Source organism: Variovorax sp. GW823-FHT04B03, from assembly GCF_058796495.1.
Window position 1 is genome coordinate 771204 of sequence record NZ_JBXAIT010000001.1, and the last position, 18311, is coordinate 789514.

Consider the following 18311-nt stretch of genomic DNA (forward strand, 5'->3'; position numbering starts at 1 on the left):
CATGCTGATGTCCCTGGCCCAATGGCTGCAGACGCTGTCGCCCGAGTTCGGGTTCTTGCGCGTTTTCAACTACCTCACGTTCCGCGCCCTGATGGCCGCGCTGACCGCGCTCGTGGTCGGCCTGGTGGCCGGCCCGTACGTCATTCGTCGCCTCGCCGCGCTCAAGATCGGCCAGCCGATCCGCGGCTACGGCATGGAAACGCACCTGACCAAGAGCGGCACGCCCACCATGGGCGGCGTGCTGGTGCTGTTCGCCATCGCGTTCGCCACCTTGCTGTGGTTCGACCTCTCGAACCGCTTCGTGTGGATCGTGCTGTGGGTCACGATGGGCTTCGGCGCCATCGGCTGGGTGGACGACTGGCGCAAGGTGGTGCGCAAGGACCCCGAAGGCATGCGCTCGCGCGAAAAGTACTTCTGGCAATCGCTGGTCGGCCTGCTCGCGGGCTTCTACCTGCTGTTCAGCATTTCCGAGAGCTCCAACTGGCGCGTGCTCGAGCTGTTCTACGCCTGGGTGCGCTCGGGCTTCGACCTCGACTTTCCGCCCAAGATCAACCTGCTGGTGCCCTTCTTCAAGGAAGTGAGCTACCCGCTGGGCGGCATCGGCTTCGTGATCCTCACGTACCTCGTGATCGTGGGCGCGAGCAACGCCGTCAACCTGACCGACGGCCTCGACGGCCTGGCGATCATGCCGGTGGTGATGGTGGGCTCGGCGCTGGGCGTGTTCGCCTACGTCACGGGCAGCGCGGTGTACTCCAAGTACCTGCTGTTCCCCAACATCCCGGGCTCGGGCGAGCTGCTGGTGTTCTGCTCGGCCATGGCCGGCGCGGGGCTCGCGTTCCTCTGGTTCAACACCCATCCGGCGCAGGTCTTCATGGGCGACGTGGGCGCGCTGGCGCTCGGCGGCGCGCTGGGCACCATCGCGGTCATCGTGCGCCAGGAGATCGTGTTCTTCATCATGGGCGGCATCTTCGTGGTCGAGGCGATCTCGGTGATGGCCCAGGTCACGTACTTCAAGTACACGAAGAAGCGCTTCGGCGAGGGTCGGCGCGTGCTCAAGATGGCGCCGCTGCACCACCACTTCGAGAAGAGTGGCTGGCGCGAGACGCAGGTCGTCGTGCGCTTCTGGATCATCACGATGCTGCTGTGCCTCATCGGCCTGTCGACGCTGAAGCTGCGGTAACCACACAACCATGCGGCACCTGAAAGACCTCCCCGTTCTCATCCTCGGCCTCGGCGCGTCCGGGCTGGCGATGGCGCGCTGGTGCGCGCGCCACGGCGCGGTCGTGACCGTGGCCGACACGCGCGAGGCGCCCGCCTCGCTCGCGACGCTGCAGGCCGAGTTGCCCGACGCGACCTTCATCGGCGGGCCGTTCACGGCCGCGCTGGTCGAGGGCACGCCGATCCGCGCCGTGTACCGCTCGCCGGGCCTGTCGCCCGCGACGCTGGCGCCGGTCGTCGACGCCGCCAAGGCCGTGGGCCTCGTGGTCGGCGGCGAGCTGGACCTGTTCGCGCGCGCGCTGCTCGATCTGCAGACGGTCGAGGTGCCGGTGGTGGAAGCCGAAGCTGAAGTGCCGGTCGAAACCGCCGTGGTCGAGCCTGTCGTCGAAACGCCGGCCCAGGCCGAGCTGGCCTTGAGCGAAGAAGCCCCTGTGGCGGAGGCTGCGGTGGTCGAGACGCCGGAAGTGCCTGCGCCGGAGGCTGCTGCGGTTGTCGAAGGCGAAGCCGAAGCGGCTGCGCCTGTTGAAGCAACTGACGTTGTTGCACTCACTGACGCTGTGGCTCCTGAGCCGGCGGCAGAACCGACCGAGGCCGCACTGCCAGTCGATGCGCCTGCCGCAGAAGCCGAGCCCGCCGCTCCCGTCGAACCGACCGAAGCCACCGAACCCACACCGCCCGCCATGGCCGAAGCCATGCCGCGCGATGCATCGCTGAGCGTGCCGGTGACGCCGCCCACCGAAGACGTCGTCGCCGAAGGCGCCACGACGGAAGACGCCGCCACGGAAGACGGCGCAGCACCAGCCGCCGCCGAAACGCCCGCCGAGTCGCCCGCGCCCGCCGCCACCGTCTCCCGCCTGCCCACCCCCGGCAAGCCCTACGTGCCCACCGCGGCGCGCGAGGCCGCCGAGTTCGTCGCCAAGATCGCCGAGCTGTCCGCCACCAACCCGGCGTCGGCCGCGGTCGAGGAAGAGGCCACGCCGCAGCTCGAACTCGTGCCCGAACCCGAGCCTGAAGCGCCCAAGGGCTACACGCCCGCCGTGCTCGCTATCACCGGCACCAACGGCAAGACCACCGTCACCTCGCTCACCGGCCAGCTGGTCGAGCGCGCGGGCAAGACCGTGGCCGTGGCCGGCAACATCGGCCCGACACTGCTCGACACGCTGGCTGCGCACCTCGACGCCGGCACGCTGCCCGACGTGTGGGTGCTCGAACTCTCGAGCTTCCAGCTCGACGGCGTGCAGGGCTTCGAGCCCACGGCCGCCACCGTGCTCAACCTCACGCAGGACCATCTCGACTGGCACGGCGACATGCCGGCCTACGCGGCCGCGAAGGCGCGCATCTTCGGCGCCAAGGGCCTGATGATCCTCAACCGCGACGACGCCGGCGTGATGGCCATGCTGCCGCCGCCCGTCCGCGTGAAGCTGCAGCGTCCGCAGATCCGCGCCCACGTCACCTTCGGCGGTGCGATGCCGCTGCGTCCCGGCGACTACGGCATCGAGCGCATCAACGGCGTGGCCTGGCTGGTGCGCGCGCTGGAAGCCGACGAAACGCAGAAGCGCAAGCGCGGCGCGGTGGTGGAAGAAGAGCTCTTCTTCCAGCGCCTCATGCCCGCCGACGCGCTGCGCATCCGCGGCCGTCACAACGCGATGAACGCGCTGGCCGCGCTCGCGCTCGCCAGCGCCGCCGACTGCCCGCTGGGCCCGATGCTCTACGGCCTGCGCGAGTACCGCGGCGAGCCGCACCGCGTCGAGCCGATCGCCATCGTGGACGAGGTCGAGTTCTTCGACGACAGCAAGGGCACCAACGTCGGCGCCACCGTGGCCGCACTGAGCGGCCTCGGCGAGGAGCGCCGCGTGGTCGTGATCCTCGGCGGCGAAGGCAAGGGCCAGGACTTCGAGCCGCTGGCCGATCCCGTGCGCCAGTACGCGCGCGCCGTCGTGCTCATCGGCCGCGACGCCCCGCTGATCGAGGCCGCGCTGGCCTCCACCGGCGTCTCGCTGAAGCACGCGGGCTCAATGGAAGAAGCGGTGAAGCTTGCCGCCGCGCGCGCCCACCCCGGCGATGCCGTGCTGCTGTCACCGGCCTGTGCGAGCTTCGACATGTTCAAGGACTACGCGCACCGCGCCGAGGTGTTCTGCGAGGCCGTCGAGGCTTACGCCGACAGCCCGCGCGAAGCCGTGGGTGGCGACGATGCGGTGGTGTCGTACGTGCCTGGCGCGTCGTTGTCCACCGCCGGATCGATGGAGGACCCGATTTGAACTCCGCAGCCGCAGGCCAGGAAACCAGCACCGGCAGCCGTTTCGGCGGCTGGTTCCGGCGCGCCCGCAGCGGCATGGATTCGCTGCCCGTGCACCTGCCCGTGCGGCTGGGCGGCGCTGGCGTCGCGCAAACCAAGGCCACGCCGATGCGCGTGCTGGGCTTCGACCAGGCGCTGGTCTGGGTCACGGTCGCGCTGATGACCTGGGGCCTGATCATGGTGTATTCGGCCTCGATCGCGCTGCCCGACAACCCGCGCTTCGCGCGCGCCGGCTACAGCGCCTCGTACTTCCTCACGCGGCATGCGGCCTCGCTGGTCATCGCCTTCATCGCCGCGCTGCTGACCTTCCAGGTCCCGATGAAGACCTGGGAGCGCGCCGCGCCCTGGCTCTTCGTGGCTTCGCTGCTGCTGCTGGTGGCGGTGCTCATTCCGCACATCGGCATCAACGTGAACGGCGCGCGCCGCTGGCTGCCGATGGGCTTCATGCGCTTCCAGCCGTCGGAGCTGGCCAAGTTCGCGATGGTGCTCTATGCCGCCAGCTACATGGTGCGCAAGATGGAGATCAAGGAGCGGTTCTTCCGCGCCGTGCTGCCGATGGGCATCGCGGTGGTGGTGGTCGGCATGCTGGTGATGGCCGAGCCCGACATGGGCGCCTTCATGGTGATCGCCGTGATCGCCATGGGCATCCTGTTTTTGGGCGGCGTGAACGCGCGCATGTTCTTCGTGATCGCGACGCTGGTGGTGGTGGCCTTCGGCTCCATCGTGGCGAGCAGCCCGTGGCGCCGCGAGCGCATCTTTGCGTACCTCGATCCCTGGAGCGAGGAGCACGCGCTGGGCAAGGGCTACCAGCTGTCGCACTCGCTGATCGCCATCGGCCGCGGCGAGGTCTTCGGCGTGGGCCTGGGCGGCAGCGTCGAGAAGCTGCACTGGCTGCCCGAGGCGCACACCGACTTCCTGCTGGCCGTGATCGGCGAAGAGTTCGGCCTGATCGGCGTGCTGCTGATCATCGGCCTGTTCCTCTGGCTCACGCGTCGCATCATGCACATCGGCCGCCAGGCGATCGCGCTGGACCGCGTGTTCTCGGGCCTCGTGGCCCAGGGCGTGGGCGTGTGGATCGGCTTCCAGGCCTTCATCAACATGGGCGTGAACCTGGGCGCACTGCCGACCAAGGGCCTGACCTTGCCGCTGATGAGCTTCGGCGGCTCGGCGATCTTGATGAACCTCGTGGCGCTGGCCGTGGTGCTGCGCATCGACTACGAAAACCGCGTTCTCATGCGCGGAGGCCGCGTATGAGAACGTGGTTTCGCTACAACCGCGTCAGCGCGCAGCGCTGCGGCGCGAATGCGCCGCTCATGCGGGGAGGTCGCGTATGACCGGCCGTACGGCACTCGTCATGGCAGGCGGCACGGGCGGCCACATCTTCCCGGGTCTCGCAGTGGCCGAGGCCCTGCGCGAGCGCGGCTGGCGCGTGCACTGGCTGGGCGCGCCCGGCAGCATGGAAGAAAAGCTCGTGCCCCCGCGCGGCTTCGCCTTCGAGCCGGTGCAGTTCGGCGGCGTGCGCGGCAAGGGTCCGCTCACGCTGTTCCTGTTGCCGCTGAAGCTGCTGCGCGCCTTCTGGCAGAGCCTGGCCGTGGTGCGCCGCGTGAAGCCCGACGTGGTGGTGGGCCTGGGCGGCTACATCACCTTCCCGGGAGGGATGATGGGCGTGCTGATGGGCAAGCCGCTGGTGCTGCACGAGCAGAACTCGGTCGCCGGCCTCGCCAACAAGGTGCTGGCGGGCGTGGCCGACCGCGTGTTCACGGCCTTCCCGAACGTGCTGAAGAAGGCGCAGTGGGTGGGCAATCCGCTGCGCGCGGCGTTCACGTCGCAGCCCGATCCGGCCACGCGCTTCGCGGGCCGCACGGGGCCGCTCAAGTTGCTGGTGGTCGGCGGCAGCCTGGGCGCGCGTGCGCTCAACGCCGTCGTGCCGCAGGCGCTGGCGCGCATCGCGCCCGCCGAACGCCCGCAGGTGCTGCACCAGAGCGGCGCCAAGCAGATCGACGAGCTGCGCGCCAACTATGCGGCGGCCGGCGTCGAGGGCGAACTCACGCCCTTCATCGACGACACCGCGCAGGCGTACGCCGAGGCCGACCTCATCGTCGCGCGCGCGGGCGCCAGCACCGTCACCGAAATCGCGGCCGTCGGCGCAGCAGCGCTGTTCGTGCCTTTCCCCTCGGCGGTCGACGACCACCAGACCACCAACGCGCGCTTCCTCGTGGACGCGGGCGGCGGCTGGCTGGTGCAACAGACCGATCTCACTCCTGAATTGCTGGCTGATTTGCTACAGAAAACCGAACGCGCGACCTTGATCGACCGGGCCACCAAGGCCAAGACCCTGCAGAAGACCGAAGCAGTGGACGCGGTCGTCCGCGCCTGCGAGGAGCTTGCGAAATGAAGCACGCGATCCGTCACATCCACTTCGTCGGCGTCGGCGGCTCGGGCATGAGCGGCATCGCCGAGGTGCTGCTGAACCTGGGCTACAAGATCACGGGCTCCGACCTGTCGGACAGCGCCACGCTGCGCCGCCTCGCGGGCCTGGGCATCGGCACCTTCGTGGGCCATGCCGCCGCGCACATCGACGGCGCGGATGCGGTCGTCACCTCCACCGCCGTGCAGTCGGACAACCCCGAGGTGCTGGCCGCGCGCGAAAAGCGCATTCCGGTCGTGCCGCGCGCGCTGATGCTCGCGGAGCTGATGCGCCTGAAGCAGGGCATCGCCATCGCCGGCACGCACGGCAAGACCACCACCACCAGCCTGGCCGCCAGCGTGCTCGAGGCCGCCGGGCTCGACCCGACCTTCGTGATCGGCGGGCGCCTGAACAGCGCCGGCGCCAACGCGCAGCTGGGCAGCGGCGACTACATCGTGGTCGAGGCCGACGAGTCGGACGCCTCGTTCCTGAACCTGCTGCCCGTGATGGCGGTGGTCACGAACATCGACGCCGACCACATGGAGACCTACGGGCACGACTTCGCGAAGCTGAAGAAAGCCTTTGTCGATTTCCTGCACCGCATGCCGTTCTACGGCGTGGCCATCCTGTGCACCGACGATCCGGCGGTGCGCGAGATCGTGGCCGACGTGACCTGCCCCGTTACCAGCTACGGCTTCGGCGAGGACGCCCAGGTGCGCGCCATCGACGTGCGCGCCGTCGGCGGCCAGATGCATTTCACCGCGCAGCGTCGCAACGGCGTGACGCTGCCCGACCTGCCCATCGTGCTGAACCTGCCGGGCGAGCACAACGTGCGCAACGCGCTGTCGGTGATCGCCATGGCGGTCGAACTCGGCATTGCCGACGAAGCGGTGCAGCGCGGCCTCGCCGGCTTCAAGGGCGTGGGCCGCCGCTTCCAGAGCTACGGCGACGTGGCCGTGCCGAACGACACGGCGGGCGGGCGCTTCACCGTCATCGACGACTACGGCCACCACCCGGTCGAGATGGCGGCCACCATCGCGGCCGCGCGCGGCGCCTTCCCGGGGCGCCGGCTGGTGCTGGCCTTCCAGCCGCACCGCTACACCCGCACGCGCGACTGCTTCGAAGACTTCGTGAAGGTCATCGGCACGGCCGATTCGGTCTTGCTGGGCGATGTCTATGCCGCGGGCGAGGCGCCCATCGTGGCCGCCGACGGCCGCACGCTGGCGCGCGCGCTGCGCGTGGCCGGCAAGGTCGAGCCGGTGTTCGTGGACGACATCGTCGCCATGCCGCAGGCCATCCTGGACAACGCCCGCGCGGGCGACGTGGTGCTGTGCATGGGCGCGGGCTCCATCGGCGCGGTGCCGGGCAAAGTGGTCGAACTCGGCACGCCGCCCGCACCCTCATCAACAACTTCAGAGCGCACTGTGCGCAAGGGGAGGGCCGCGTGAGCCTTCAGGATCCACAACTTTTCGGCAAGGTCGCCGTGCTGTTCGGCGGCAGTTCCGCCGAACGCGAGGTGTCGCTGATGTCCGGCGCCGGCGTGCTGCAGGCCCTGCGTTCGCGCGGCGTCGACGCGCATGCCTTCGACCCGTCGGAGCGCGAACTCACCGACCTGAAGCGCGAAGGCTTCGCGCGCTGCTTCGTCGCGCTGCATGGTCGCCACGGCGAAGACGGCACGGTGCAGGGCGCGCTCGAGCTGCTCGGCATTCCCTACACCGGCTCGGGCGTGATGGCCTCGAGCGTGGCCATGGACAAGGTCATGACCAAGCGCATCTGGCAGGCCGACGGCCTGCCCACGCCCAAGTACGTGCGCCTGGCCTTCGACCAGCAAAGCCGCGAGCAGATCATGGTGGTGCCCGACGTGCTCGGCCTGCCGCTGATCGTGAAGCCGCCGCGCGAGGGCTCGTCCATCGGCGTGACCAAGGTCGAGGGCTACTCGCAGATGCAGGACGCCGTGGCGCTGTCGGCGAAGTTCGATGCCGACGTGCTGTGCGAGGAGTTCATCGACGGCGAGGAAGTCACCTGCGCCGTGCTCGGCCAGGGGCTCGATGCGCGCGCGCTGCCCGTGGTGCGCATCGCCGCGCCCGAGGGCGCCTACGACTACCAGAACAAGTACTTCACCGACGACGTGAAGTACCAGTGCCCGAGCGGCCTGCCCGAAGCCGAGGAACGCGAGATCCAGCGCATCACGCTGGCGGCGTACCACACGCTCGGCTGCCGCGGCTGGGGCCGCGCCGACGTGATGATCCGCGCCAGCGACCGCAAGCCCTTCCTGCTCGAGATGAACACCTCGCCCGGCATGACCAGCCATTCGCTGGTGCCGATGTCGGCGCGCGCGGCGGGCATTCCCTACGAAGAGCTGTGCGTGCGCGTGCTCGCGTCCGCATCGCTGGATGCCAAGGGAGGCGCGAACTAAGCCATGGCCGACAGCATCCCCGCTCCCTTCGACGTCAAGCTGATGAACATCGTCGCGAACGTTGCGTTCGTGCTGGTGGCGCTCATGCTGCTGGCGGCGAGCGCGTGGTGGGTGCTGCGCCAGCCTTTCTTCCCGATCTCGGGCATCAAGGTGGACGGCGAGGTCACGCACAACAACGCGGTCACGCTGCGTGCCAACGTGGCGCCGCAGCTCAAGGGCAACTTCTTCACCATCGACCTGGCGCGTGCGCGCACCGCCTTCGAGACGGTGCCGTGGGTGCGCAGCGCGGTGGTGCGGCGCGAGTTCCCGAACAAGCTGCGCGTGACGCTGACCGAGCAGGTGCCGGTGGCGGTGTGGGGCGACGAGGCCGGCTCCAAGCTGATCAACGGTTTTGGCGACGTGTTCGAGGCCAACGTGGCCGAGGTCGATACCGACCTGCCGCGTCTGGACGGCCCGATCGAGCAGGCCGGGCAGGTGCTGGGCATGTACCGCGTGCTCGCGCCGATGTTCGAGCCCTATGACTTCGACATTGCCGAGCTGCGGCTGTCCAGCCGCGGCAGCTGGAAAGTGCTGCTGGACAGCGGGGCCGAGATCGAGCTCGGCCGCGGCCAGAGCGACGAGGTGTCGGCGCGCCTGCAGCGGTTCCTGAAGACCGTGACGCAGGTCGCGGGCCAGTACCGCCGCACGGTGGCCGACGTCGAACGCGCCGATCTGCGCCACAACGACGCGTATGCCCTGCGGCTGCGCGGCGTCACCACGGTCTCGCCCGAGGCCCCAAGAAAAATCAAGTAGCGAATACCGAGGACATCTACATGCCCAAAGAATACAAAGACCTGGTCGTAGGCCTGGACATCGGAACCGCCAAGGTGATGGTGGTCGTGGCCGAGGTGCTGCAAGGCGGCGAGCTCAAGCTGGCCGGCCTGGGCATCGCGCCCAGCAACGGCCTCAAGCGCGGCGTCGTGGTGAACATCGACGCCACCGTGCAGAGCATTCAGCAGGCGCTGAAAGAAGCCGAGCTGATGGCCGACTGCAAGATCAGCCGCGTCTACACCGGCATCACCGGCAGCCACATCCGCGGCATCAATTCGAGCGGCATGGTGGCGGTGAAGGACAAGGAAGTCACGCCCGCCGACGTGGCCCGCGTGGTCGAGACGGCGCGCGCCATCAACATCTCGAGCGACCAGCGCCTCCTGCTGGTGGAGCCGCAGGAGTTCGTGATCGACGGCCAGGACGTGAAGGAGCCGATCGGCATGAGCGGCATGCGCCTGGAGGCCAAGGTGCACATCGTGACCGGCGCGCAGAGCGCGGCCGAGAACATCATCAAGTGCGTGCGCCGCTGCGGCCTGGAGGTCGACCAGCTGATGCTGAACCCGCTGGCCTCCAGCCAGGCGGTGCTCACCGAAGACGAGCGCGAACTGGGCGTGGTGCTGGTCGACATCGGCGCGGGCACCACCGACGTGGCGATCTTCACCAACGGTGCGATCCGCCACACGGCCGTGATCCCGATCGCGGGCGACCTCATCACGAGCGACATCGCGATGGCCCTGCGCACGCCCACCAAGGACGCGGAGGACATCAAGGTCGAGCACGGCTATGCCAAGCAGCTGCTGGCCGACCCTGAATCGCAGGTCGAAGTCCCCGGCCTTGGCGATCGCGGCCCGCGCATGTTGAGCAAGCAGGCGCTTGCCGGCGTGATCGAGCCGCGCATCGAAGAAATCTTCTCGCTGGTGCAGCAGGTGGTGCGCGAGTCGGGCTACGAGGAAGTGCTGTCGTCGGGCGTGGTGCTCACGGGCGGCAGCGCCGTCATGCCCGGCATGGTCGAGCTGGGCGAAGACATCTTCCTCAAGCCCGTGCGCCGCGGCATTCCGAAGTACTCGAGCGCGCTCTCGGACATGGTGGCGCAGCCGCGCGCGGCCACCGTGATGGGCCTGCTCGAGGAGGCACGTTTTGCACGCATGCGTGGTTTCAAGGTCGCACAGAAGAACGGGTCCGTAAAGACTGCGTTCGGACGTTTCAAGGACTTCATCGTGGGGAACTTCTGACCATGAACCACTCCCCACTCTGGCTCGCACGCGCGGGCCCTCCGCTGCATTTCAACGAGCGATGGCGACGCACCGGTCCACCATCGCGACGGCGATCCCGTTGATCACGTCACGGCAGAAGAAATATTCATAGACACATAACGGCAACTGCAATATTCAAGGAGTTAGAAATGACCATCGAAATGATCGAAGTCGAAGAATTCAACCAGGGCACGCAGATCAAGGTGATCGGTGTCGGCGGCGGCGGTGGCAATGCGGTCGCCCACATGATGGAGCGTGGTGTGCAAGGCGTGCAGTTCGTTTGCGCCAACACCGACGCGCAAGCCCTGCAACGCAGCAACGCGCACAAGAACATCCAGCTGGGCATCAGCGGCCTGGGCGCCGGCAGCAAGCCCGAGAAGGGCCGTGACGCGGCCGAAGCCGCAGTGGACGACATCCGCGCCGCCATCGACGGCGCGCACATGCTGTTCATCACGGCCGGCATGGGCGGCGGCACCGGCACCGGCGCGGCGCCCGTGATCGCGCGCGTGGCCAAGGAAATGGGCATCCTGACGGTGGGCGTGGTGACCAAGCCCTTCGACTGGGAAGGCGGCCGTCGCATGACCAACGCCGACGCCGGCCTGGCCGAACTCGAAGCCAACGTCGACTCGCTGATCGTCGTGCTCAACGAGAAGCTGCTGGACGTGCTCGGTGAAGACATCACGCAGGACGAAGCCTTCGCGCACGCCAACGACGTGCTGAAGAACGCCGTGGGCGGCATCTCGGAAATCATCAACGAGTACGGCGGCGTGAACGTCGACTTCGAAGACGTGCGCACCGTGATGGGCGAACCCGGCAAGGCCATGATGGGCACGGCCGCGGCTGCAGGCCCGGATCGCGCGCGCATCGCCGCCGAACAGGCCGTGGCCTGCCCGCTGCTCGAAGGCATCGACCTCTCGGGTGCCAAGGGCGTGCTGGTGCTGGTGACGGCATCGAAGGGTTCGCTGAAGCTGAATGAGTCGAAGCTCGCGATGAACACCATCCGCGCCTACGCCTCGCCGGACGCGCACGTGATCTACGGCGCCGCCTACGACGAAAGCCTGGGCGACCAGATGCGCGTCACGGTGGTGGCCACGGGTCTGTCGCGTGCCGACGCACGCCGCCAGGCCCCGACGCTCGAAGTGATCCGCACCGGCACCGACAACATCCCGTTCACCGTGCCGACGCTCGGCGGCGTGGGCCACGCGGGTGGTGGTTCGGGCAGCCAGCCCAACTACGACGGCATGGCCGTGCCCAGCGTGTGGCGCACCAACCGCACGATGGCCGCCGCCAAGGTCGACGCACTGTCGTCGGGTGGCATGGACGACTTCGAGATCCCCGCATTCCTGCGCCGTCAAGCAGACTGACCGCAGGCCACCGAACGCAGAGGGCACGAGGGTTCGCAAGGGGACGGGGAAGACCTGAAAGGGACTGCCCCCCGGCTCTAGGCGCTGCGTCCACCTCGTGCCCCTTGCGTCCATCGCCGGGGGCTCCCCGGCTTTTTTGTTCTTTCTTATCTGACCGGTCCATGTCTATCGCGGCCATAGCGAAGGGAATAGGGCGTCACGGTCGCCGCCCGCCTAAAATCTCGGGCGTGCTGCAACAACGAACCCTCAAGTCGATCAGCCGCGCCGTGGGCGTGGGGCTTCACAGCGGCCAACGCGTGGAGCTGACCCTGCGACCGGCCCCGGCCGACACGGGCATCGTGTTCCGCCGCGTCGACCTGCCCGAGCCGGTCGAGATCCGCATGACCGCCGAATCGGTCACCGACACGCGCCTGGCGTCCACCGTCTCCACGGGCGGCGCCAAGGTGCAGACCGTCGAACACATCATGTCCGCCTGCGCGGGCCTGGGCATCGACAACCTCTACATCGACATCACGGCCGACGAAGTGCCGATCCTCGACGGGTCGGCCTCGTCCTTCGTGTTCCTGCTGCAAAGCGCGGGCATCGAACTGCAGAAGGCGCCGCGCCGCTTCATCCGCGTGCTGCGCAAGGTCGAGGTGCGCGAAGGCGAGGGCGCCAACGAGAAGTGGGCGAGCCTGGAGCCGTACCACGGCTTCAAGCTGAGCTTCGAGATCGACTTCGACCACCGTGTCGTCAACTCCACCGGCCAGCGCGTGGAGTTCGACCTGGGCACCGACTCGTACAGCCGCGACATCGCGCGCGCACGCACCTTCGGCTTCACCAAAGAAGTCGAGTACATGCGCAGCAAGGGCCTGGCGCTCGGCGGCGGCCTGGACAACGCCATCGTCATGGACGACACCAAGGTGCTCAATGCCGGCGGCCTGCGCTACGACGACGAGTTCGTGAAGCACAAGATCCTCGACGCCATGGGCGACCTGTACATCATCGGCAAGCCGCTGCTGGCCGCGTACACCGCGTTCCGCTCGGGCCATGCGCTCAATAACAAGCTGCTGCGCGAGCTGCTCTCGCACAGCGACGCCTACGAGGTCGTGACCTTCGAGGACGAGAAGCGCGCACCGCGCGGCTTCGGCGAAGTGGCGCGGGCCTGGTAAGCCCGGCGCACGCCTTTTCTTTCCGATGCTTCTCTTTCGCTGGGCCATCCTGCTGCTTCTGCTGGTGGCGGGCGTGTCCTTCGCGTTCTACGCGGGCACAGGGCAGGTCAAGTACCGCCGCTTCGGCTGGATCGTGTTCAAGTGGACGGTGCTCGCGGCGCTCGGCTTCTTCGCGGTCCTGATCGCCGAGCGCGTCGCGTAGCGCGAGCCGTTCAATCGACCAGGGCCTGTAGCGCCTGCACCTGCTGCGCAAGCAGCGGCCCCTTGCGGTGCGCGGGCACCAGCAGCATCAGCGTGTCTCCCAGCGCCTTCGGCCGCCCCCAGGGCGCGTGCAGCCGGCCTTTTTCGAGCAGCGGCGCCACCAGCCGCTCGCGACCCATCAGCACCCCTTCGCCGTCGAGCGCGGCCTGCAGCGCGAGGCTGTAGAGCGAGAAATCGGGGCCGGCGGCCAGCGCATCGGCTTCGGTGGAGGTGGTGCCGGGGCGCACGGCTTGCAGCCAGCGCGACCAGTCGTCGCGCCACACCGTGTCGTGCAGGCCGCCGCAGCGCGCGAGCACGTCGAGGAGGTCGTCGAGCGGGCGCGGGCGTGCGCTCTCCAGTGATGCGCGCACGCGCGGGCTGCACACGGGCACGAGGCGGTCGCGCGCGAGCGGGATGCCCGTCGCGCCGACGGCGGCTTCGGCGCCGCGCGCGTAGAACAGCCCGAGATCGAAAGGCTCGCGCCGGAAGTTCGGCGGCTGCTCCAGCGCCGTCACCGACACCTGCACGCCGGGCAGCGCGGCCTTCAGCCGCGAGAGCCGCGGCGACAGCCACAGCTGCGCCATCGCCGGCAGGGCTGCCACCTGCAGCGTGCTGCGGCGCGCGGCGGTCTGCGTTTCCTGGCGCAGCGCCTGCACCGCGAGGCCGAGCTGGTCGACCGCCGCACTGAGCGCGGGCAGCGCGCGCCGGCCGTGCGCGCTGAGCCGGATGCCTTGGCTGTGGCGCTCGAACAGCGCGCCGCCGGCCCAGGTCTCGAGGGCCTTGATCTGCTGCGCGACGGCGGCGGGCGTCACGAACAGCTCCTCGGCCGCGCGCGCGAAGCTGCCGTGGCGCGCCGCGGCCTCGAAGGCGCGCACGGCCGTGTGCGGCGGCAGGCGAGGGCGGGGTGGGGCGAGAGACATGATGTTCAGGCCAAGTTTTTCTAGGGCTCGGGCCCAGTTTATCCGTGTTGCCGGCGCAGGCGCAGGGCGCGACCATGCGGTCATTCCTTTCCTCAGCGAGACACCGCATGCCCGCAGCCCTTCACCGCCGTTCCTGGGTTCCCGCCGCCAGCGAGGACCACGTGCTCGCCATTGCCGCCGATGCCGCCGCGCGCGACGCGGCGGGCGTCGCCGCCGAGATCGAACGCCTCGTGGCCGACAGCCACCGCATCCACAACGTCGACGGGCTGAACCTCAACCCCGCCACCAACGTGATGAACCCCGCCGCCGAGGCGCTGCTGTCGCGCGGGCTGGGCTCGCGCCCGTCGCTGGGCTACCCGGGCGACAAGTACGAGATGGGGCTGGAAGCCATCGAGCGCATCGAGGTCGTCGCCGCCGAGCTGGCGGCCGAGGTGTTCGGCGCGCGCTTCGCCGAGGTGCGCGTGAACTCGGGCGCGCTGTCGAACCTCTACGTGTTCATGGCGACCTGCCAGCCCGGCGACACGATCATCGCGCCGCCGCCCGCCATCGGCGGCCACGTGACGCACCACGCGGCGGGCGCGGCCGGGCTCTACGGCCTGAAGACCGTGCCGGCGCCGGTCGATGCCGACGGCTACTCGGTCGACGTGGTCGCGCTGGCCAAGCTCGCGCGCGAGTTGAAGCCCAAGCTCATCACCATCGGCGGCAGCCTCAACCTGTTCCCGCACCCGGTGCCCGCGATCCGCGAGGTGGCCGACAGCGTGGGCGCCAAGGTGCTCTTCGATGCCGCGCATCTCTCGGGCATGGTGGCCGGCAAGGCTTGGCCGCAGCCGCTCGAAGACGGCGCGCACGCGATCACCATGAGCACCTACAAGAGCCTGGGCGGCCCGGCCGGCGGGCTGATCGTGTCGAACGACGCGGCGCTGATGGAGCGCATCGACGCCATCGCCTACCCCGGCCTCACGGCCAACTCGGACGCGGGCCGCGCGGCGGCGCTGGCGCGCGGCCTGCTCGACTGGAAGGTGCACGGCGCGGCCTACGCGGCGGCGATGCGCGACACCGCGCAGGCGCTCGCACGCGCGCTCGATGCGCAAGGCCTGCCGGTGTTCGCCAAGGCGCGCGGCTTCACGCAGTCGCACCAGTTCGCGCTCGAGGCCGCGCGCTGGGGCGGCGGGCAACGTGCCGCGAAGCAGCTGGCCCAGGGCGGCCTGCTGGCCTGCGGCATCGGCCTGCCGATCGCGCCGGTCGACGGCGACATCAACGGCCTGCGCCTGGGCGTGCCCGAGATCGTGCGGCTGGGCTTCACGCCCGAGGACATGCCGCAGCTGGCCGACTGGATCGCGCGGGCATTGGCTGGCGATGCGATGTCGGTGGCCGTCGAGGTGCGCGAACGCCGCCGGCGCCTGGGCGACCTGCGCTACATCGTGCGCTGAAGCGTCCTCAGCGCGAACGCCCTTGTCGGTAGGTGCCGGCGTGGGTCTTCGACAGCTCGGCCGCCTCCGCGAGCCGCGCCATCGAACGGCCGACCTGCGCGTGCGTGATGGCGATGCCCAGCGCATCCGCCGCGTCGGCGCCCGGCAGGCCGGGCAGGTCGAGCAGGCGCTTCACCATCTCCTGCACCTGCGCCTTCGCGGCCTGGCCGTGGCCGGCCACGGCCTTCTTCATCTGCAGCGCCGTGTACTCGGCCACCGAGAGGTTGTGGCTCACCAGCGCCGTCACGCAGGCGCCGCGCGCCTGGCCCAGCAGCAGCGTCGACTGCGGGTTGACGTTGACGAAGATGATTTCGACCGCCGACGCCTCGGGCTGGTAGCGCGCCGTGATCTCGCCGATGCCGTCGAACAGCACCTTCAGGCGCGCCGGCAGGTTGCCGCTGCCCAGGTGCCGGGTGCTGATGGTGCCGCTGGCCACGTAGCGCAGCGCATGGCCGTCCGCATCGACCACGCCGAAGCCGGTGGTCTGCAAACCGGGGTCGATGCCGAGGATCCGCATGAAAAGGAAGCGTAAAGGCCTAAGCCTGGGTGAGGAAGGTTGAAGAAGGTGCGAATTCGCGCGCGATGCGTGGGGGATCGCGGGCAGAATCCGCCGTTCTTGCATTCCGCCCCGCTCCGCGCGGGGCGCGCCACACAAGGAAGCGAAGGTGAATGTAGTCGAGTCCTCCGCGCAGCAGCAACCGAAGCCATCGAACGACGCCCCGGTCTTGTCCGCGCACCTGCAGCAATCCCCCGCCGAACGCGCCGCCGCGAGCTTTCGTCAGGCGGAGCTGTTGAGCGACCTCGGCCGCCGTCGCGAGGCGATCGCCGCCTGCAGCCGGCTGATCGCCGAGTTCGGTGCGCTGCCCGACGCCGCCGTGGTCGTGCCCTGTTGCCAGGCGCTGCGGCTGCTCGCGCACGTGCTGCGCCAGCTGCACCGCCCGGCCGACGCGCTGGCCACGCTCGACCGCCTGGTGGCCGCGCACGGCGGGCGCAGCGAGCCCGAGATCCGCGCGCACATCGCTCACGCGCTGTACCAGCGCACCTGGCTCATCGACGACGCGGCGGCACGCTGCGAGGCCTGCGACTTCATGAGCGAGCAGCTCGACGCGCAGGCCGACACCGCGCTCGATGCGTGGCGGCTCGACGCGCGCCTGCTGAAGGCCGAGATCGAACACCATCGCGGCCTGCCGCAGGACGCATTGGCCACGCTCGAAGCGGCCATCGAACGCTTCGAGGGCGCCGCCGACACTGGCGTGGTCCTGCGCGTGGCGCGGGCCCGGCTGGCCGCGGTGCTCAACCTGCGCGAGCTGGCGCAGCACGCGCAGGCGCAGGTGCTGTGCCTGCAGGTGGCCGACCAGATCGAGACCGGCCTGGCCGAGGCCGCGCCCGAGCTGCGGCTCGAAGGCGTGCGCGCGCTGGCCCTGTTCTTCGACGGCCTCGGGCTCGACGAGGTCGCGCGCCGCGCCGAACTGGTCGGCTGGCTGCTCGACCGCTACGGCCACGACGCCTCCGCGCAGGTGCGCCGCCTCGCGGCCGTGCGCGCCCACGAGTGGGCCGTGGGGCTGCGCGACCAGGGCGACGGCGATGCCGCGCTGGCCGCCTGCGAGCGCCTGCTCGACACCTTTGCCCGCGATGGCGACGCCATGGTGCAGCGCACCGTGGCCACCACCTTGCTGCACAAGGGCTTCGTGCTGCTCGACCTGCTGGGGCGGCCCGAGGCAGCGCTTGCGGTGTACGAGCCGCTCGTCGCGTTGTCGCGTGACGGCGCCACGCCCGAATTGCGAGAGCTGCGCGTGAAGGCGATGGCCGGGCGCGAGGCCTGCCTGAAGCGCCTGCGCAAGACCGGCGGGCTCGACGCCGGCGAGCTGCCGGCCGAGCTCTTCGATGCGGCATGCGACACCGTCCGCGAAGGCCGCAAGCTCGGTGACGCGGGCGCATCGCGCGAAGCCATTGCGCTGTTCGACGAGGTGCTCGCGGCGCATGCCGCCTCGCCGCACCCGCTCATGCGCCGCCAGTGCGCGCGCGCCTTGTCGCACAAGACCTTCTGCCTGCTGGCGCTGGAGCACTTCGCCGAGGTCGTCGAGGCGGCCGACGCGATGGACGCGCGCTACGGTGCCGATGCCTCCACCGAGATGCAGTCGCAGGTGGCGCTGTGCCTGCAATACAAGAGCACCGCGCTCGATCGCCTCGCGCGGCCCGCGGACGAGATGCGCGTGCACGACGAGATCGTTGCGCGCTGGGGCAATTCCGAGCTGCCCGACCTGCGCGCGCGCGTGGCCGGTGCACTGTTCCGCAAGGGTGCCGTGCTGCGCCGCGCGGGCCGGTTCGCCGAGGCCGTGACCAGCTACGACGAGGTGATCGCGCGCACGGCGATGGCGCGGGACAGCGCCCTGCAGCTGTGGGCCGCCAAGTCGATGATCAACAAGGCCAAGGCCTTCGACAAGATGGACGACCTGCCGGGCCAGGCCAAGGCCTACCGCGTGCTCATCGCGCGCTTCGGCGAGTCGGGCGACGCGGCCTTGCGCGAGCGTGTGGCCAATGCCTGCGAATGGCTGGCCGAGGCCGAAGGGCGGCAGGGCCGGGTGGCGGCGCAGCGCGAGGCGTTGGAGCTGGCGCTCGGGCGTTTCGGCACGGCGCTTTCGGCCGAGCAGCGCACGCGGCTCAAGCGCGAGCTTCAGGCGCTGAAGACGAAGGCCTTGGGGCGGCGCGCGAAGCAGGCCTTCGATCGGGTGGTGCGGCGCAAGGCCTGATCGCCCGCCGTCCGGTG

At 69.7% G+C, this 18311-nt stretch carries 15 protein-coding genes; 13 read left to right on the forward strand and 2 right to left on the reverse strand.

Annotated features, from left to right (window positions below):
• Window position 1 precedes the first annotated feature (1 nt).
• The 11 genes from mraY (at window position 2) to AC1RAD_RS03505 (ending at window position 13117) form a co-directional block, all read left to right on the forward strand.
• Window positions 2-1180, forward strand: coding sequence for a phospho-N-acetylmuramoyl-pentapeptide-transferase (gene mraY / locus AC1RAD_RS03455; protein WP_062474230.1), 1179 nt, complete (start codon window positions 2-4; stop codon window positions 1178-1180).
• Between the two features lie 10 nt (window positions 1181-1190).
• Window positions 1191-3476, forward strand: a complete 2286-nt coding sequence (gene murD, locus AC1RAD_RS03460; protein WP_492733918.1) for a UDP-N-acetylmuramoyl-L-alanine--D-glutamate ligase — start codon at window positions 1191-1193, stop codon at window positions 3474-3476.
• Window positions 3473-4768, forward strand: coding sequence for a putative lipid II flippase FtsW (gene ftsW, locus AC1RAD_RS03465; RefSeq protein ID WP_062474228.1), 1296 nt, complete (start codon window positions 3473-3475; stop codon window positions 4766-4768). The genes murD and ftsW overlap by 4 nt, the downstream gene beginning before the upstream one ends.
• Window positions 4769-4844: 76 nt before the next feature.
• Window positions 4845-5909, forward strand: a complete 1065-nt coding sequence (gene murG, locus AC1RAD_RS03470) for an undecaprenyldiphospho-muramoylpentapeptide beta-N-acetylglucosaminyltransferase (protein WP_159273871.1) — start codon at window positions 4845-4847, stop codon at window positions 5907-5909.
• Complete coding sequence (murC, locus tag AC1RAD_RS03475; protein WP_492733920.1) at window positions 5906-7369, forward strand: UDP-N-acetylmuramate--L-alanine ligase; 1464 nt, start codon at window positions 5906-5908, stop codon at window positions 7367-7369. The genes murG and murC overlap by 4 nt, the downstream gene beginning before the upstream one ends.
• Entirely contained in the window at window positions 7366-8337 is a 972-nt protein-coding gene (locus AC1RAD_RS03480; RefSeq protein ID WP_062474222.1) for a D-alanine--D-alanine ligase, read from the forward strand. The genes murC and AC1RAD_RS03480 overlap by 4 nt, the downstream gene beginning before the upstream one ends.
• A gap of 3 nt (window positions 8338-8340) precedes the next feature.
• Entirely contained in the window at window positions 8341-9129 is a 789-nt protein-coding gene (locus tag AC1RAD_RS03485; protein ID WP_492733922.1) for a cell division protein FtsQ/DivIB, read from the forward strand.
• Window positions 9130-9149: 20 nt separating this feature from the next.
• The gene (gene ftsA / locus AC1RAD_RS03490; protein ID WP_056575685.1) at window positions 9150-10379 is read left to right on the forward strand and encodes a cell division protein FtsA; all 1230 of its coding nucleotides are present in this window, start codon (window positions 9150-9152) and stop codon (window positions 10377-10379) included.
• A gap of 170 nt (window positions 10380-10549) precedes the next feature.
• Window positions 10550-11764 carry a cell division protein FtsZ gene (gene ftsZ / locus AC1RAD_RS03495; protein WP_062474218.1) on the forward strand — a complete coding sequence of 405 codons (1215 nt, stop codon included), beginning with the start codon at window positions 10550-10552 and terminating at the stop codon, window positions 11762-11764.
• Window positions 11765-11991: 227 nt separating this feature from the next.
• Window positions 11992-12915 carry a UDP-3-O-acyl-N-acetylglucosamine deacetylase gene (gene lpxC, locus AC1RAD_RS03500; protein ID WP_056575680.1) on the forward strand — a complete coding sequence of 308 codons (924 nt, stop codon included), beginning with the start codon at window positions 11992-11994 and terminating at the stop codon, window positions 12913-12915.
• A gap of 25 nt (window positions 12916-12940) precedes the next feature.
• A complete protein-coding gene (locus AC1RAD_RS03505) occupies window positions 12941-13117 on the forward strand; it encodes a hypothetical protein (RefSeq protein WP_167394968.1) in 177 nt (58 codons plus the stop codon).
• A 10-nt stretch (window positions 13118-13127) separates the two neighbouring features.
• Here the strand turns inward: AC1RAD_RS03505 and AC1RAD_RS03510 are convergent, their stop codons facing one another.
• Window positions 13128-14075: a LysR family transcriptional regulator gene (locus tag AC1RAD_RS03510; protein ID WP_492733923.1), complete on the reverse strand. Its 948-nt coding sequence runs from the start codon at window positions 14073-14075 to the stop codon at window positions 13128-13130.
• A gap of 107 nt (window positions 14076-14182) precedes the next feature.
• On the opposite strand from AC1RAD_RS03510, the gene AC1RAD_RS03515 reads away from it, so the two are divergent.
• Window positions 14183-15505: an alpha-methylserine aldolase gene (locus tag AC1RAD_RS03515; RefSeq protein ID WP_492733925.1), complete on the forward strand. Its 1323-nt coding sequence runs from the start codon at window positions 14183-14185 to the stop codon at window positions 15503-15505.
• Window positions 15506-15512: 7 nt separating this feature from the next.
• On the opposite strand, the gene ruvC is transcribed toward AC1RAD_RS03515, so the two are convergent.
• On the reverse strand, window positions 15513-16061 hold the full coding sequence (gene ruvC / locus AC1RAD_RS03520) for a crossover junction endodeoxyribonuclease RuvC (protein ID WP_062474210.1): 549 nt from the start codon (window positions 16059-16061) through the stop codon (window positions 15513-15515).
• A 148-nt stretch (window positions 16062-16209) separates the two neighbouring features.
• Between ruvC and AC1RAD_RS03525 the strand changes: the two genes are divergently transcribed.
• Window positions 16210-18294 (forward strand): tetratricopeptide repeat protein, encoded by a 2085-nt coding sequence (locus tag AC1RAD_RS03525; RefSeq protein WP_492733926.1) that lies wholly within the window; start codon window positions 16210-16212, stop codon window positions 18292-18294.
• Window positions 18295-18311: the final 17 nt, after the last annotated feature.

Bases quoted from the DNA above. Each gene is read 5' to 3' on its own strand.
- mraY (WP_062474230.1), top strand. From the start codon at position 2: ATGCTGATGTCCCTGGCCCAATGGCTGCAGACGCTGTCGCCCGAGTTC.
- AC1RAD_RS03510 (WP_492733923.1), bottom strand. From the start codon at position 14,075: ATGTCTCTCGCCCCACCCCGCCCTCGCCTGCCGCCGCACACGGCCGTG.
- ruvC (WP_062474210.1), bottom strand. From the start codon at position 16,061: ATGCGGATCCTCGGCATCGACCCCGGTTTGCAGACCACCGGCTTCGGC.
- AC1RAD_RS03515 (WP_492733925.1), top strand. From the start codon at position 14,183: ATGCCCGCAGCCCTTCACCGCCGTTCCTGGGTTCCCGCCGCCAGCGAG.
- AC1RAD_RS03485 (WP_492733922.1), top strand. From the start codon at position 8,341: ATGGCCGACAGCATCCCCGCTCCCTTCGACGTCAAGCTGATGAACATC.
- murG (WP_159273871.1), top strand. From the start codon at position 4,845: ATGACCGGCCGTACGGCACTCGTCATGGCAGGCGGCACGGGCGGCCAC.
- ftsA (WP_056575685.1), top strand. From the start codon at position 9,150: ATGCCCAAAGAATACAAAGACCTGGTCGTAGGCCTGGACATCGGAACC.
- murC (WP_492733920.1), top strand. From the start codon at position 5,906: ATGAAGCACGCGATCCGTCACATCCACTTCGTCGGCGTCGGCGGCTCG.
- ftsZ (WP_062474218.1), top strand. From the start codon at position 10,550: ATGACCATCGAAATGATCGAAGTCGAAGAATTCAACCAGGGCACGCAG.
- murD (WP_492733918.1), top strand. From the start codon at position 1,191: ATGCGGCACCTGAAAGACCTCCCCGTTCTCATCCTCGGCCTCGGCGCG.
- AC1RAD_RS03505 (WP_167394968.1), top strand. From the start codon at position 12,941: ATGCTTCTCTTTCGCTGGGCCATCCTGCTGCTTCTGCTGGTGGCGGGC.